The organism is Pontibacter sp. JAM-7, from assembly GCF_048548695.2.
Classification (GTDB): Bacteria; Pseudomonadota; Gammaproteobacteria; order Pseudomonadales; family Balneatricaceae; genus Neptuniibacter.
On record NZ_JBLYIF020000008.1, the window covers coordinates 77,840 to 92,675 of the forward strand.

At 51.9% G+C, this 14,836-nt stretch carries 18 protein-coding genes; 7 read left to right on the top strand and 11 right to left on the bottom strand.

What is annotated here, in order from left to right:
* The first annotated feature begins 1 nt into the window (after nt 1).
* The 3 genes from ACFVYJ_RS11765 to ACFVYJ_RS11775 are packed head-to-tail and all read left to right on the top strand — an operon-like array spanning nt 2 to nt 2,287.
* Nucleotides 2-832, top strand: coding sequence for a peptidoglycan DD-metalloendopeptidase family protein (locus tag ACFVYJ_RS11765; protein ID WP_419414858.1), 831 nt, complete (start codon nt 2-4; stop codon nt 830-832).
* Nucleotides 833-869: 37 nt separating this feature from the next.
* Nucleotides 870-1,493 (top strand): FKBP-type peptidyl-prolyl cis-trans isomerase, encoded by a 624-nt coding sequence (locus ACFVYJ_RS11770; protein WP_463255305.1) that lies wholly within the window; start codon nt 870-872, stop codon nt 1,491-1,493.
* Nucleotides 1,494-1,525: 32 nt separating this feature from the next.
* The gene (locus ACFVYJ_RS11775; RefSeq protein ID WP_419414857.1) at nt 1,526-2,287 is read left to right on the top strand and encodes an alpha/beta fold hydrolase; all 762 of its coding nucleotides are present in this window, start codon (nt 1,526-1,528) and stop codon (nt 2,285-2,287) included.
* A 3-nt stretch (nt 2,288-2,290) separates the two neighbouring features.
* On the opposite strand, the gene ACFVYJ_RS11780 is transcribed toward ACFVYJ_RS11775, so the two are convergent.
* The 7 genes from ACFVYJ_RS11780 to bioB all read right to left on the bottom strand — a co-directional run bounded on the left by ACFVYJ_RS11780 (nt 2,291) and on the right by bioB (nt 7,995).
* Nucleotides 2,291-3,106 (bottom strand): putative metalloprotease CJM1_0395 family protein, encoded by an 816-nt coding sequence (locus ACFVYJ_RS11780; RefSeq protein ID WP_419414856.1) that lies wholly within the window; start codon nt 3,104-3,106, stop codon nt 2,291-2,293.
* A gap of 49 nt (nt 3,107-3,155) precedes the next feature.
* Nucleotides 3,156-3,425 (bottom strand): hypothetical protein, encoded by a 270-nt coding sequence (locus tag ACFVYJ_RS11785; protein WP_419414855.1) that lies wholly within the window; start codon nt 3,423-3,425, stop codon nt 3,156-3,158.
* 72 nt (nt 3,426-3,497) lie between these two features.
* Nucleotides 3,498-4,187: a dethiobiotin synthase gene (gene bioD / locus ACFVYJ_RS11790; RefSeq protein WP_419414854.1), complete on the bottom strand. Its 690-nt coding sequence runs from the start codon at nt 4,185-4,187 to the stop codon at nt 3,498-3,500.
* Nucleotides 4,188-4,199: 12 nt separating this feature from the next.
* The gene (bioC, locus tag ACFVYJ_RS11795; protein ID WP_419414853.1) at nt 4,200-4,994 is read right to left on the bottom strand and encodes a malonyl-ACP O-methyltransferase BioC; all 795 of its coding nucleotides are present in this window, start codon (nt 4,992-4,994) and stop codon (nt 4,200-4,202) included.
* Nucleotides 4,987-5,751 carry a pimeloyl-ACP methyl ester esterase BioH gene (bioH, locus tag ACFVYJ_RS11800; RefSeq protein ID WP_419414852.1) on the bottom strand — a complete coding sequence of 255 codons (765 nt, stop codon included), beginning with the start codon at nt 5,749-5,751 and terminating at the stop codon, nt 4,987-4,989. The genes bioC and bioH overlap by 8 nt, the downstream gene beginning before the upstream one ends.
* The gene (gene bioF / locus ACFVYJ_RS11805) at nt 5,748-6,905 is read right to left on the bottom strand and encodes an 8-amino-7-oxononanoate synthase (RefSeq protein WP_419414851.1); all 1,158 of its coding nucleotides are present in this window, start codon (nt 6,903-6,905) and stop codon (nt 5,748-5,750) included. Before bioF ends, bioH begins: the two co-directional genes overlap by 4 nt.
* Before the next feature lie 46 nt (nt 6,906-6,951).
* Nucleotides 6,952-7,995, bottom strand: coding sequence for a biotin synthase BioB (bioB, locus tag ACFVYJ_RS11810; RefSeq protein WP_419414850.1), 1,044 nt, complete (start codon nt 7,993-7,995; stop codon nt 6,952-6,954).
* Between the two features lie 245 nt (nt 7,996-8,240).
* Here bioB and ACFVYJ_RS11815 point away from each other — a divergent pair, with 245 nt between their 5' ends.
* The 4 genes from ACFVYJ_RS11815 (at nt 8,241) to ACFVYJ_RS11830 (ending at nt 11,603) form a co-directional block, all read left to right on the top strand.
* On the top strand, nt 8,241-8,777 hold the full coding sequence (locus tag ACFVYJ_RS11815) for a ComF family protein (protein ID WP_419414849.1): 537 nt from the start codon (nt 8,241-8,243) through the stop codon (nt 8,775-8,777).
* A 64-nt stretch (nt 8,778-8,841) separates the two neighbouring features.
* A complete protein-coding gene (locus ACFVYJ_RS11820; protein WP_419414848.1) occupies nt 8,842-10,479 on the top strand; it encodes a Na/Pi cotransporter family protein in 1,638 nt (545 codons plus the stop codon).
* Nucleotides 10,457-11,230 (top strand): tRNA (N6-threonylcarbamoyladenosine(37)-N6)-methyltransferase TrmO, encoded by a 774-nt coding sequence (gene tsaA / locus ACFVYJ_RS11825; RefSeq protein ID WP_419414847.1) that lies wholly within the window; start codon nt 10,457-10,459, stop codon nt 11,228-11,230. The genes ACFVYJ_RS11820 and tsaA overlap by 23 nt, the downstream gene beginning before the upstream one ends.
* Before the next feature lie 25 nt (nt 11,231-11,255).
* Nucleotides 11,256-11,603, top strand: a complete 348-nt coding sequence (locus ACFVYJ_RS11830) for a hypothetical protein (protein ID WP_419414846.1) — start codon at nt 11,256-11,258, stop codon at nt 11,601-11,603.
* Nucleotides 11,604-11,867: 264 nt separating this feature from the next.
* Here ACFVYJ_RS11830 and ACFVYJ_RS11835 read toward each other — a convergent pair whose 3' ends face one another.
* From ACFVYJ_RS11835 to ACFVYJ_RS11850, 4 genes are read right to left on the bottom strand one after another with little or no spacing between them, the layout of a single operon-like run.
* On the bottom strand, nt 11,868-12,482 hold the full coding sequence (locus tag ACFVYJ_RS11835) for an HvfX family Cu-binding RiPP maturation protein (protein ID WP_419414845.1): 615 nt from the start codon (nt 12,480-12,482) through the stop codon (nt 11,868-11,870).
* Nucleotides 12,483-12,533: 51 nt separating this feature from the next.
* On the bottom strand, nt 12,534-13,310 hold the full coding sequence (locus ACFVYJ_RS11840) for an HvfC family RiPP maturation protein (RefSeq protein WP_419414844.1): 777 nt from the start codon (nt 13,308-13,310) through the stop codon (nt 12,534-12,536).
* Nucleotides 13,291-14,142 (bottom strand): HvfB family MNIO-type RiPP peptide maturase, encoded by an 852-nt coding sequence (locus tag ACFVYJ_RS11845; protein WP_419414843.1) that lies wholly within the window; start codon nt 14,140-14,142, stop codon nt 13,291-13,293. Before ACFVYJ_RS11845 ends, ACFVYJ_RS11840 begins: the two co-directional genes overlap by 20 nt.
* Before the next feature lie 60 nt (nt 14,143-14,202).
* Entirely contained in the window at nt 14,203-14,586 is a 384-nt protein-coding gene (locus ACFVYJ_RS11850; RefSeq protein ID WP_419414842.1) for an HvfA family oxazolone/thioamide-modified RiPP metallophore, read from the bottom strand.
* Between the last annotated feature and the right edge of the window lie 250 nt (nt 14,587-14,836).

Sequence of the window (14,836 nt, forward strand, 5' to 3'; positions counted from 1 at the left end):
CATGCGAATACCTGTTATTGCTGTTAGTTTCCTGGCGTTATTTGCAGTCAATGCCCTAGCATTACCGCAAGAAAGCCGAGTCCCAGGAGGCGTTGCATTGCTCCCTCTGACCGGAATCAATACCGCGCAACCTCCTTCTACATGGTATCGCAGCAACCGGGTGATGGTTGTGCCCAGCACCGACACCCGTTTGGCCGAACAAAGCCGCTGGGTTGCTGTTATTGGCATTCCCCTGAGCGCCAAACCCGCCAAACGACAGCACGTCCGCTCTGAAGGCACTTCATTTTATTTTTCTATCCAAGAAAAGGCCTATGAAGCCCAGTACCTGACGGTACCTAACAAACGGCATGTAGAGCCTAATCCAGAAGATGTCGCTCGCTGGCAGCGAGAGCGTCGGAAAATGAACCAGGCCTTTGTTGCCTGGAGCCAACCTGCGCAGGCAGTGAGCCGCTTTGATTTACCGACCCAAGGACCTTTCAGTAGTGCATTTGGCCTGAAACGTTTTTTTAATAACCAACCGCGCAACCCCCACAGCGGCCTGGATATCGCTGCACCAAAAGGCACACCTATCGTTAGTCCCGCCTCAGGCAAAGTAGTGGATACCGGTGACTACTTCTTCAACGGCAACACCGTGATTATTGACCATGGATTCGGCCTCACCACCATGTACTGCCATATGAGTCAGATTGATGTTGCAATCGGCGATCAGCTCAAATCAGGTGACATCATTGGCGCCGTAGGCAAAACCGGTCGCGTCACCGGAGCACACCTGCATTGGAGCGTAAGCTTGAATAACACCCGGGTCGACCCCACCTTGTTCCTTTCAGAATAACCGGGCTTAGACCCAACCCAACCAACTGGAATTGATAATGACACAGACACTCGACACGCTGGAACAACATGCCAGCTACGGTATCGGCCGACAGATGGGCGATCAATTAGCGCAAAACGGTTTTGAAGGCCTGGATCTAAACGCCATAGCACTGGGCATTGCCGATGCTTACAACAACGAGGGACTGCGTGTTGAGGCCGACAAGATTCAGCAGGCATTTAATCAGATCAACGAGCGAATCCGTGAAGCCCGTGAAGCTGAGGCGAAAGAAGCCGCCGGTGAAGGTGAAACTTTTCTCAATGATAATGCCAAGCGTGATGGTGTCGTAGCTCTGGAGTCTGGCCTGCAGTATGAAGTCATCGAAGCCGGTGATAGCACATCAGATAAACCAGAAAAATCCTCCCATGTCCGTACCCACTATCACGGTACCTTTATTGACGGTAAGGTGTTTGATAGTTCCTATGATCGCGGCCAGCCGGCAGAGTTTCCGGTGGGTGGTGTCATCGCAGGCTGGACCGAAGCCCTGCAGTTGATGAACACAGGCGCGAAATGGCGTCTCTACATCCCATATCAGCTTGCCTATGGCGCACAGGGTTCACCGGGTGGTATCCCCCCCTACTCCGCACTGATTTTTGATGTAGAACTACTGGAAATCCTGTAAAACCCGCCAGCTAACTGCCAAGGAGAGAGACAATGCAACTGAACTTTCAGACTCAGGGTGAAGGCCCCGCGCTGATCATTATGCACGGTTTATTTGGCTCCCTTGGCAACTGGGCGGGCATCGCCCGCCAACTGGCTACCGAGTTCCACGTCATCTCGGTTGACCTGCGCAACCATGGTCGCTCTCCCCACGACAACCTGATGAATTACTCCCTGATGGCGAATGATATCGTCAAACTGATGAACCAATTGGGCCTGGATAAAGCGCATATATTGGGGCACTCGATGGGAGGCAAAGTCGCCATGGAGCTGGCAATGAACCATGCCGATTACGTCAACAAATTAATTGTGGTAGACATCGCACCCGTGCGTTATCCGCGCCAGCACGACAATGTATTTGCGGGATTGCGGTCACTGGATTTGGCAAGCCTGACCTCCAGAACGGATGCAGACAATCAACTTGCCGCTGAGATTTCTGAGGTAAGTGTTCGCGCATTTTTGCTAACCAACCTATACCGCACTACCCGCGGTGGCTTTGGCTGGCGCATGAACCTGGAAGGGCTCTATCAGGCCTATGATGAGATTGCAGACGCGCCGCATGGCGAACCCTTCGCCGGTCAAACCCTGTTTATCAAGGGCGGTAATTCTGACTATCTGGACGAAGCATATCGACCCACCGTTCTGAGCCACTTTCCCCAGGCCAAATATCAAATCATGGGCAAAACCGGCCACTGGCCCCATGCCGAACAGCCCAACGAATTCTGTCGCTTAGTAAAGCGCTTCTTAATGGAGTAATACTCAGACGCTCAGGTCGACCAGAGAACCTGTCGAACCAAATTGTTCCATTGCCCCGGCATTAAACAGTTTACGGTTTAGCTCTGCTAATTGCTGACTGACTCTGGCCATACGTTCAGAATCCAGCTCAAACAAAGGTGTATCCGTTTCATCTTTCTCTTCAGCGACTTTTGCTTCACTGTCTGCCGTGGATGTAGCCGTTGTTGCTGCGATGACCTCCGGTTGGACCTGATCACTCTCGCCCTCAGCACCACTGCGATCCAGTCTGGCAATTTCAGCCTGCGCTGCAGCCGCCATCGCCCGCGCCTGTGCAGCGGCATTGCGGTCCGCCGGTGATGGATCAGGCACCGCCAAGGCGGCCCTCTGAATCACCTGAGCTTTCTCCAAGCTGGCTTGAGGATTACCCGGTATCGACGTGGTATCGATCTGCACTTCACCAGACACCGCATACAATCGGCCATCAGGGCCGCGCTCATAGGTAAAACTGGGCGCAGAGGTATAGCGTCCGCCCACCGAAGCATGAATGCGTTCGTGCGTACGCACCTCTAGGTCGCGCCGTGCTAACTCACGCACGAGACTTTGCTGTGCCGCATCAGTCTTGTAGCTAACCGCAGTGGTCTGAGATGATACCGTGCCATCAGCACTGCCAGCTGACTGCTGTTCATTGGCTGAACGGGCACGGGCTTCTGGCGATAGCGAGAGAATAACACTGGGGGATGATGGCCTGGCTGGTGCAACGCTAGCAGGCGTAACCGCACCATTCCCTGAAGTTTTCAGAGACGGATCGGTAAACGCGGTGGCAGTTGCACTGATCTGCACGTTGCGACTCCTTGATTACTTCCGTTTAGCTACCTTTTAGCGATAAACACTAAATAAACAGGTCAATAATCGCACCGGGATCAGCGGTACCCGTTGTGGCGTTCACAAGGGTAGTTGATAACTGACCAAGATCCTGACCCTGGTCGGATGCGGCGACCGACTCTGCCCCCTGCGCCGTTGCAGCGACTGTACTTTGCTCTGTTGCAGAGACCTGCTGACTGGGTGTTATCTGGGCAACACCGGATTCATCCGCTGCGCCAGCACTGGTGTTACGTGCAGGAAATTGCTGTACCGCCTGATAAACACTGGAGATATTCATAGCTGAACCTTACGGTTGTGCGTTTCAATAACGACCGTTGCAGAGTATAGACCAGCATTAGAAACTGTACAGTTATTGTACAGGAAGCATATCCAGATCGAGGTAGTTGGCAACGATCTCTGGACTTGCCTGCGCCAGGCGGGGCACTTCCCCTAACAGAGGGGCACGTAACATAGTTTTTAATGTTGCTAAATTTTCGTCATAGCTGGCCATGTCGGGATCAATACAGTTAGCCACCCAACCTGCCAGTTGCAAACCATCACGAGCGATACTTTCTGCTGTTAGCAAGGCGTGATTTATACAACCCAGCTTCATCCCCACCACCATAATGACTGGCAACTGCAATGAGCGCGGCAACGCGGCTAGCGTTTCCCGGTTATTTAGCGGTACCCGCCAGCCCCCTGCTCCCTCGATGACCACCAGATCAGCAGACTGTAATAGTGCGCCACGACAATAGGCAGCAACGCGATCTGCATTAAGTTGCCGCCCCTCATGCAGCGCCGCAATATGAGGCGCAATCGGCTCTGCAAAGCTGACCGGGTTGACCTGATCGTAACTCATATTTACTGAAGCAGTTTGCTGCAGGATCAGTGCATCGCTATTGCGCAGCCCGGCATCGGTTTGCTCACAACCCGCTGCAATTGGTTTCAAACCCAGCGTTTTCCACTGCCGGTTGTTGCCTGCCTGTAACAAGCCAGCTGAAACCACGGTTTTACCTGCATCGGTATCCGTACCCGTAACAAAAAACACCCGTTTAGCCATCGCAAGGTCCTGTTATTTAGCCTGTTGAAACACAAGATAATAGATCTGGTAGGTCGCCGGCAGCATTTCATCTGAGCGCCGCTGCGCCTCATAGGCATTTCGAAACTGACGTAACTGACGGCGTCCGGTCAAACCCGTAGCCTGACCCTGGTTCATGTTATGCGCACCCAACTCTTTTAACTCGTCCGTGAGTTGCTTTAGCTGCGCATACTCAAGCACACGCTGCTCTTCCTGCTGCACAACACACTGCAACCCTTCAGGCACCGTCACTAGTAAGTCAGTCAGCGGAATAAAACGATTCACATGTACAAAGTCATCTACCGCCTCCCAAGCACGACGAAGCTCCAGCAGGGTGTCCGGCCCCAGAGTCGCCGCAACGAAGCAACCGCCGGGTTTCAGTACCCTTTGCACCTCGCTGAACAACAGGTCTGGTTGCTCGCACCACTGAATAGCCAGACTTGAAAAAATCAGATCCACACTACTATCAGCCAGGGGTAAAGCTTCCGCATCACCACAGAGCCAATGAGCATTACTGACTGGCCGATGCTGCCTGGCGTAGTGCAACATACCCTGAGCCAGATCGAGATTTAGCAACTGCGCCTGGGGGTAGCACTGCCGCAAGATCGGCCCAAAAAAGCCAGTGCCACACCCCAGGTCCAACACTCGTTCGGCCTGGATAGAAGGCAGGTAACTGACTAACATCTGTCCGACCTGACGCTGCAAATCCGCCACCCGGTCATAGCTGCCCGCAGCCCGACTAAAGGACTCCGCCACCCGCTGTTTTTTGAGGCGGTTCGATTCAGCCAACGGATGACTCCATAAACTGCTGCAGATCACTGCAAAACATTTCCGGGTGAGACAAGAAAGGCAGGTGTCCTGCACCCGAGTATAACTGAACAAATCGTCCGGTCAGTTCAGCACAAGCCTGTGCCGCACTCTGAGGGATAAGCTGGTCCCGTTCGCCAAATATCTGCATGATTGGTTGCTGTAACCCTGCCAGCTGCCCCCGGCTATCCAGCCGCAGCAGCTGCAATGTTTCCGACAATGCGGCATGCTCTAGATTGGGTTGTAGTGCGCGCAGGAATTTGAGATTTTCCCGCCCCGCTTCGGCCCCCTGGGTTTGCAGCATCATAAATCGGCTCAGGGTTTTCTTCGGGTTCTCGAGCAACGCCGATTCAAACCCGGCAAATACCGCCTCTTGCATGGCACACTGCCAGTCATCCCGTTCGACAAAGCAGGGGGAAGAAGCCACTGTAATGATACCTTTAACCCGGTCTGGCGCTTGTGTTGCACACTCCACCGCCAATTGCCCACCCAGTGACCAGCCAAGCCAGCAAGCCTGCTCCGGTGCAGCCGTCAGCAGCGCATCAATAATTTCTGCCAGATGACAGGAAGCAGTCCTGGCAGAACGGCCTAAACCTGGCAGGTCGATCAAGGTCAGGCTGTAACGCGAAGCCAGTTGTGGCAACACCGGCTGCCAGACATCACTGCTCATACCCCAGCCATGCAACAGCACCAGCTCCGGCATCCCGGGATTGGGAATATGTTGTGTATACAAACTCATTTGACGACAGACTCCAGCGCTAACAGCAAACGATCGACCTGGGCCTCAGTGTGTGTAGCTGACAGCGTAACCCGTAACCGCGCCGTACCCTGCGGTACTGTAGGCGGTCGAATCGCACCGACAAAAATCCCCTGTGCTTCCAACGCTTCACTGATTTTCATCGCGGCGGCGGCATCACCAATCAAAATAGGCTGGATCGGGGTAAAGGATTCCAGCAATGTCAGGCCAAGTTGCTGGCATCCCTGACGAAACTGCTTGATCAAACTATTGAGTTTTTCCCGGCGCCAGTTCTCTTGCCTCAGAAGAGACAAACTGGCCAACGAGGCGGCCGCAACGGCCGGCGGCATACTGGTGGTATAAATATAGGTTCTGGCAAACTGAATCAGGGTTTCAATCAGATCTTCACTACCCGCCACAAAAGCACCAGAAGCACCAAACGCTTTCCCTAAGGTACCAACCAGTACCGGCACCTCTTCCATACCCAGGTTAAAGTATTCAGCACACCCGCCGCCTGACTCACCCAGGCAACCAAAACCGTGGGCATCATCTACCATCAACCAGCCACCCTGCTGGCGCGTGACGGCTGCCAGCTCCGGCAGGTTAGCCAAGTTGCCATCCATGCTGAAGACACCATCCGTCACTACCAGTTTGCGACGAGCCTCGGAGCGCGTCAGCTTTTGTTGCAGACTGGCCGGGTCATTATGCAGATACCGCTGAAAGCGCGCGCCAGACAATAAGCCCGCATCCAACAACGACGCATGATTGAGGCGGTCTTCAAACACCGCATCTCGCTTATCCAGCAGGGCATTGACCGCACCCAGATTTGCCATATAACCGGTAGAAAACAGTAAGGCTCTGGGTCGGCCCGTAAATTCGGCCAATGCTTCTTCCAGTGCATGATGAGCTTGGCTGTGGCCATTCACCAGATGTGATGCCCCGCCACCAACACCATAGATATCAGCGGCATCCTGTAACGCACGGATCACGTCCGGATGATTCGCCAGCCCCAAATAATCATTAGAGCAAAATGCCAGGCAGGTTCTGCCATCGACAGTGACCTCAGGCCCCTGCGGTGACTGCAACGTGCGGCGCTGCCGATAGAGAGACTGCTGTTTGCGAGCCAGTAGCTCACTGCCCAACGCATCAAAAGACATCAGGTTAACCCGTTAGGTTGCTGGGCGCAGGCGCTGCGCCATTCAATTAAGCTTCGTAGAAATGTGCGCTGTCCTGCTGCTTCTGCAGGTCATTCATCAGTGCGGCTTCCTGAGTCTCATCTGCTTCAGAGATGCGCTGTTCCGGATTGATGCCCAGACGCTTGAATAACTGCAGGTCACGGTGAGTTTCCGGATTTGGCGTAGTCAGCAGGCACTCGCCATAAAAGATCGAGTTGGCACCCGCAAAGAACGTCATCGCCTGCATTTCGTCACTCATTTTTTCGCGACCAGCAGACAAACGAACATGGGAGGCAGGCATCATAATCCGTGCCACGGCAATAGTACGAATAAAGTCCAACGGATCCAGATCGTCGACATTTTCCAGTGGTGTGCCTTCAACTTTGACCAGCATGTTAATTGGCACACTCTCTGGTTGAACCGACATATTGGCCAGCTGACACAGCAGGCCAATACGGTCAGTCTGCGTCTCACCCATACCCAGAATACCGCCACTGCAGATTTTCATACCGGAATCTCGCACATTTTGCAGCGTGTCGAGACGGTCCTGATAAGTGCGCGTGGTAATGATTTTGTCGTAGAACTCAGGTGAGGTATCCAGATTATGGTTGTAATAGTCCAGGCCAGCATCCGCCAGTTGCTCCGCTTTACCTTCATCCAGCATACCCAGGGTCATGCAGGTTTCTAGGCCCAGGGCTTTCACCTCTTTCACCATTTCCAGCACATAGGGCATATCTTTTTCGGAAGGGTGCTTCCAGGCAGCACCCATGCAGAAGCGAGTTGAGCCAGCCGCTTTAGCCTGCTTCGCTTTATTAATCACCGCTTCGACTTCCATCAGGCGCTGCTTTTCCAAGCCTGTATTATAATGACCGCTCTGCGGGCAATATTTACAATCTTCTGGACAAGCGCCGGTTTTAATCGACAGCAATGTGCTGACCTGAACTTCATTCGGATTGAAGTATTGGCGGTGCACCGTTTGCGCACGGAATAGAAGATCATTAAATGGCAGATCTAACAGGGCCTTTACTTCAGCCTGGGTCCAGTCGTGTCGAATATCGGCAGTGGCTTGCATGGTGTGTAAATCCTCAGAACATGTCTGCAGCCGGCGAGTTTGAGTGGCGGCCGCGAATATAGTGGCCATTCTATAATGACAGAGGGAACTGTCAACCAATGAAGCATCGCCAAGAGAACTGTTGTTTATTTTATAAACAGTGTATTTTCTGCGCCCAGCCCTGCACCACTACAGATTGCATCTGTACCGAGTGCAAAGCAGACCTACCCTGGCTGACCCGCTGCTGCTCCCGTTGCGCACTACCCGTGCCGACCTCTGCAGAAGTTATTTGTGCCCACTGCTTGCGCCAGACACCCAGCTTCGATCAAGTATCTGCGCTGTTTACCTATCGCTTTCCCATCGATCGCTGCATCAATCTGATAAAAACCCAGCGACAACCCGCCTATCTCGGCCACTTGGCGGCACTGGCCGCCAGTCATTTTCAGGATCGCCGTCAACCTGATTATATTCTGCCAATACCCATGCACTGGATCAGCCAGCAACGCCGCGGCTTTAACCACGCCCAACTCCTCGCAGAGCAATTAGGCAAGCGCTTACAGCTACCTGTGCAGGATAGCTGTCTGATCAAGCATCGCGCCACCCAACAACAGCACAGCCTCTCTAAAATCGAGCGCCGCAGAAATCTACGCAACGTCTTTAGTTGCCGTTACCCACCGGCACGCCATGTGGTATTAGTTGACGATGTGATGACCACAGGTGCCACCCTGCAAGAAGCCAGCCGGGTGTTGAAACAACAGGGGACAGAAATTGTTGATGCCTGGGTATTAGCGCGTACCCCCTGATACCACAGCAACAGAATTCCGCCTAAACTGCCAATAATAGTTATCCGCTGAGAGATACCACATCATGGATTTCATGACCCTGTCCGGTCTGCTGGGTGGCCTGGCGTTGTTTATGCTGGGTATGCAATTGATGACAGAAGGTCTGCGTCAGGCTGCGGGTAAACAACTCAAACAAATCCTGCAAACCGGCACAGACTCAGACTGGCGTGGACTCAGCTCCGGAACGCTAATCACCACACTGGTGCAATCATCCAGCGTAGTGACCGTCGCCACCATCGGTTTTGTCAATGCCGGGCTCCTCAACTTACGCCAGTCTATTACCGTCATCTTGGGCTGCAACTTAGGTACGACTGCCACAGGCTGGCTGGTTGCGTTAATCGGTTTTAAACTCTCCACCCATTTTTTTGCCCTGCCTATACTCGCTCTGGGCATGGCGCTGCGTTTATTAGGCCGTCATAAGAAACTGGCCCACCTGGGCACAGCGTTAGCTGGATTTGGCCTGTTTTTTGTCGGGTTGGATGTGCTTAAAACCACGCTTGAAGGTTTTCAGCAAACCTTTACCCTACAACCCGAAGGCGTCGGCCTGCTGGGGTTAGCCAGCGCCCTCCTTGCTGGTTTTATACTAACCGTCGTCATGCAGTCTTCCTCTGCAGCCATGGTGGTGATTCTGTCATTAATCGCCAGTACCAACCTGCCTATAAGTGCCATGGCGGCGGCAGTGATTGGTGCCAATCTTGGTACGACATCCACTGCTGTGCTGGCTGTTATCGGTGCCACCGCCAATGCCAAACGTATCGCCGCCGCACACGTAGTATTTAATCTGATTACCGGCATGGTTGGTTTACTGCTATTACTGCCCGCCAGGCAACTGCTGGACAACCTATCAGCATACTGGGATCCAGTACTCTTGCTGGCAGGCTTTCACACACTATTCAACCTGTTGGGGATCATCCTGTTTTGGCGATTTATTTTTCGGCTCAGCCAGTTTTTGGAGCGGTTGTTTCGAACTCAGGAAGAAAACCTCTCGGCACCACAATTCCTAGACCGAAACATCCTGACCACCCCCACCCTGGCACTGGAAGCTATGAGCCAGGAACTAACCCGAGTCAGCCAGCTGACCTCGGCTCTGGCACGGCAAGCAATCAGCAGTGAGTTAACCGAGATTGTGCAGCTAGAGCGACAGCGGGACGCTATACTCTCGCTCTGCGGTCAAATTGCCGACTACAATCAGAAAATCGCTCGGGAGAGTCTGTCGGAAGAAACCAGTAAACAACTGCCAATTGCCCTTCGAGTAACACGCTATTACAGCCATATCACTCAGTTAGCGGCACACCTACCCACTTACTACGACACACTTGCTGCCTTGGCTAATGCGGGGCTCAACCACCAGATCAATGAATATCAGCAAGCAGCCATCACCCTCATCGATAGCTGTGAGATACAACCCGATTCATGTTACGAAACGAATGCCCATCTACAACTCCTGCATCTGGAAAAACAATACCAGCGCCTGAAAACTACCGTTTTGGAGCAAACCGTGCAGGGGCACCTGCCCGGCAGCGAAAGTATCACTCTGCTCGATAGCCTGAGTCAGATCCATCAATTGAGTCAGCAAGTAGAAAAAGCCGCCCGTTACTGGAGCAGTATGCTACCTCTGCAGATACGTCAGCAGCCTACTCATGACCACTCTGGCGCAAGCTGATAGACTGTCATCTGATTATCATTCAGATGGCATCATGTCTAACCAATACAGCTTTACTCCAGTAGCACAGGTTCATAGCCCTTACCGACAGAAGTTCGGCATTCCCCGCCAGCCAAGGCTGACCACCAGTATCATCACCCGCATAGAATTACTTCCCGGTTTTGACCGCAAAGAGATGTTGCGGGGGCTGGAGCAATGCAGCCATATATGGCTGTTGTTTATCTTCAATGCCACCGCAGACCAGGGCTGGCGACCCACAGTACGCCCTCCCAGACTACAGAAAAAGAAGCTTGGTGTATTTGCAACCCGCTCACCCTTTCGGCCGAACCCAATTGGCATGTCCGCGGTCAAACTGGAAAACATTATTCACCAAGACAGCAAAACCTTCCTGCAGGTGAGTGGCGCTGACCTGCTGGACGGCACACCGATTATCGATATCAAACCCTATCTGCCATATTCTGATTGTGTCACAGAAGCACAGTATGATTTGGTAGCGCATATGTCAGAACTACAGCAGCCGGTAATTTTCACCACCACTGCGCAGCAGCAATGCGAACAATTAACCACATTATTGGGCGAACCACTGCAAACACAAATTACCGAATTGCTACGTTGTGATCCGCGACCGGCATATGACCGCCACGACGATGACCGCGAGTTTGGCGTACAGTTACATGATGTGAATATTCGCTTCTGTATTCGCCCTAGCGCTATTGAGGTCCGAGCAATCACCCACATCAAAGACAACTAAACGGTCGGACGATGAGAGGCAATCTATGATTTTGAAACAGGCCGGATTTTTCCTGCTACTGACAGCAGCAACGTTTAACGCCAGCGCGGCAGATGAAATGGAAACACTCCCTGAACACTGGCAACTCTGGTTACAACAATTGCCAGAACTGCTGCAGCAGCAATCGGCAACCAGCCAGATCTATATGAAAAACTATCTGCAATGCATGGATGACCAGCAAGCGCTAAAACAGTCGCCTGAACAATCTCTGGTGGAATCACTTAAAAATGCACTGGCTTCTGGTGAAGCCTGCCAACCCCTGCTCGAAGCCTGGCTCAAAGCACTGACAGAAAATACCCTTGAAGACAGCAGCCCAACCGAAAAATCACTTTAAATACCGACCATGAATATTTGACTAAAGTTTAACCAGTCATTATATTGCACTGCAACAAACTATTTTTTACAGCGTGCATGCACGCAATTGAGACACCCATGTGCGTTATGGCTAATTTTGAACAATATGAAAACATGATGAACAATGCAGCGGCCCTGTTAGACAGCTACATTGAACAAATCTACGAAGCGAAAGACATCCAGCAGTGGCTGAGCGCTAACCACTGGTACGCTGATGCCTGTGGATCACTGGTCTGCTCAAGCCTTATGAACATGCCCCGCTGCAGCGACGCTTGATCCAATAATCTAGGCTGAAGTAACGCCCGCCACCGGTAAAGAACAAGCTCAGCAGCATAATGAAGTAGGTGATGGCAAACTCAATCCCGTTATTGAGCATCACCACAGAACCCTGTTCCGTCAGCCAACTGTAGTTACCATGTTCCCGCAGAATTTCCTTAACGACGCCCAGGCGCTCTGACGCTTCCAGTACCCGGTCATTAGCCAGCCAGCTGGAAGCATCGCTAATCGCCAACCAGCCATTTGGCCAGTGTACTGCGAAGGCGGCAACCAACATGGTCACCATCAACGGGATGCTGATCCAACGTACGCCCAACCCAACAATCAGTAAAATAGCGCCGAAAAACTCTGTGCCAGCAGCCAGTGCCGTCATCAATTCAGGAAAAGGCAAACCCAGCCCCCACTCAGGATTACCAAACCAGGCAGCGGTATCCTCAAAGTGAGACAGTTTAGTCCAGCCAGCCTGCATCAGTACCGGTGCCAGATAAAGCCTGAGCAACAGCGGCGCTAAACCATCAGCAAACCGAGTGGCATCCAGCGCGTGCTGCATCCGGCAGGCCATCGCCGAAATTGGATTAGACATAAGATAACTCCTTATTTGTTTCAGCGCGTTTGAAAAACACTTCTGACAAAACTAGCAGCGCGTACCGAGCATAATGCCGACAGAGCGCAGATGTTCCAGTGTTTGCAACCCGCCGTTAATCACCACGTCCGGGTTGGGGTGCTGCATTTCTGCTGCGATCTGTTGCAGCGCTAGCTGACCGGTCAAGGTTACATCTTCTGACAACAGATAGAGCAGACGGCCGGTAACCGAATTAACTTCCATAAACTTCACACGGTCTTCCCGGTTGCGGTAAACCAGCAGGAAAACCGGCGTAGCCTCTGGATGCTGAGGTTGTACACCCTGGCTGATTCGGTGAACAGGAAACTGATAGGAAAGCAGCCAGGCTAACGGCGACTGGACCGGATGTCCCTCAAACAGATCGCCATTGGCCTCAACATCTGCCACAGGCAGAGTTTCCTGAGACACCTCCAAGGCAAGCTCCACCCACTCGTAATGCATCAATTCAAGCAGGAACGGCATCTCATGAGGATGAACCTCAGGGTTGGCCTGTAAAAATGCCATAAACTCCTGGCCCAGCTCGAGGAAGTACGGTGTAGAGCACTGATGTCGAATAAAAAATGCCCGCACCAGTGCCAACCAGTCTTGCTGGCACAGCAAACTGCGTAATACCGGAAAGTTGTTGCTTAACATCCCTTCAACATTATTAAAAAACAGATCCGAATAGATCTTCATCCGGCGCGGTTCAATATCCTCAGGAATGGGTTGACCTTCAGGATCTCGAATATGTCCGGCAAAAGCATACTGAAGCTGCTGAAATTTAGGGAGTTCAAGCGACTGTTTTTGCATCACGATTCTGCCATTTCGACTGATAGTCAACGATAGTGCCTACTTCCTGCATCAATTGCTCCAATGGAGGAATATTAAAATCACGTTCTAACAATGTAGGCACCACACCGAGATGATCATAGGCCGTATCCAGCAACTGCCAAACCGGATCAATCACATCAGCACCATGGGTATCGACAATCAAGTCGTCTGCTTCGTTATAGTGCCCGGCAATGTGCATATACATGACACGCTCTGCTGGCATCGCACGCAGGAAAGCTTCCGGGTCATAGCAGTGATTGACGCTGTTTACATAAATATTATTGATATCCAGCAACAACTGGCAATCGGCTTCTTCCAGCACGGCCAGTAGAAAGTCCTGCTCAGACATCTCAGCACCGGGAGCGGCATAATAAGACACATTTTCCATCGCCAGTGGTCGATCTAACACGTCCTGTACTATACGAATTCGATTCGCGACATAACGAACAGCCTCTTCAGTAAACGGAATGGGCATCAGGTCATATAGATGGCCATCATCCGAGCAATAACTAAGGTGTTCTGAATAGCCACGGATATTATGTTCTGCAAAAAACGCTTTTAGATTGTGCAGGAAGTCCATATCCAATGGGGTTGGCCCGGCTATAGATAGAGACAAGCCGTGGGTCATGAAGGGGTATGCCTGGGTATATTCTTTAAAAGCTTTACCCATGCGACCGCCCAGGGTCATCCAATTTTCCGGCGCTACTTCGAGAAAACTAAAAGGCTGGTTGTCCAGCTGCTTCAGGTCATCTAGCATGCAGCGGCGAAAACCAAGACCGGCCCCACTAACGGGGTAGGTTGTTTGCTTCATCCCTGCCACCTCTGGTTTATTAAAAAGCCCTGCAGTGCAGGGCTTTTACATTGCAATGGGTTATTTATTACCACCGCACTTAGCTTCACCACATTTAGCTTCTTCAGCTTTTTTACCTTCGCCGCATTTGGCTTCGCCGCACTTGCCTTCTTCAGCTTTTTTCTCGCCGCATTTAGCTTCAGCTTTTTTACCTTCGCCGCATTTGGCTTCGCCACACTTGCCTTCTTCAGCTTTTTTCTCGCCACACTTGGCTTCAGCTTTTTTACCTTCGCCGCATTTAGCTTCGCCACATTTAGCTTCAGCCAACTGCTGGTAGCCAGAAGAAAGTTCAGATGTTGCAAATGGATTTTCTGCAGCATTAGCGACCGGAGCCATAGCCATACCGGCGATAAACGCCGCACCAATTGCAGCAACAACAGGTTTAACAGGAGTCATTTTAGCCATTTTATAATTACCTTCTTTTATGAATGTTCAAAAATTGAAAAGCGCTGAAAACCCGTCACGATTTTGTCCGCCGATTCCATCCAGACTTGCCAATAGTAGGCATAGTCACCTGCGAGATGAGTTTCACCCGCAACCGCTGGCTTATTTGCTGGACTGACGTTGACGCCAGAGCCCATACAGGTTCCTTAGCTTTCAGGACATTGTACGTGTCATTCAGGATAATAGAGCACCTGTGCATATAAATGTTCCA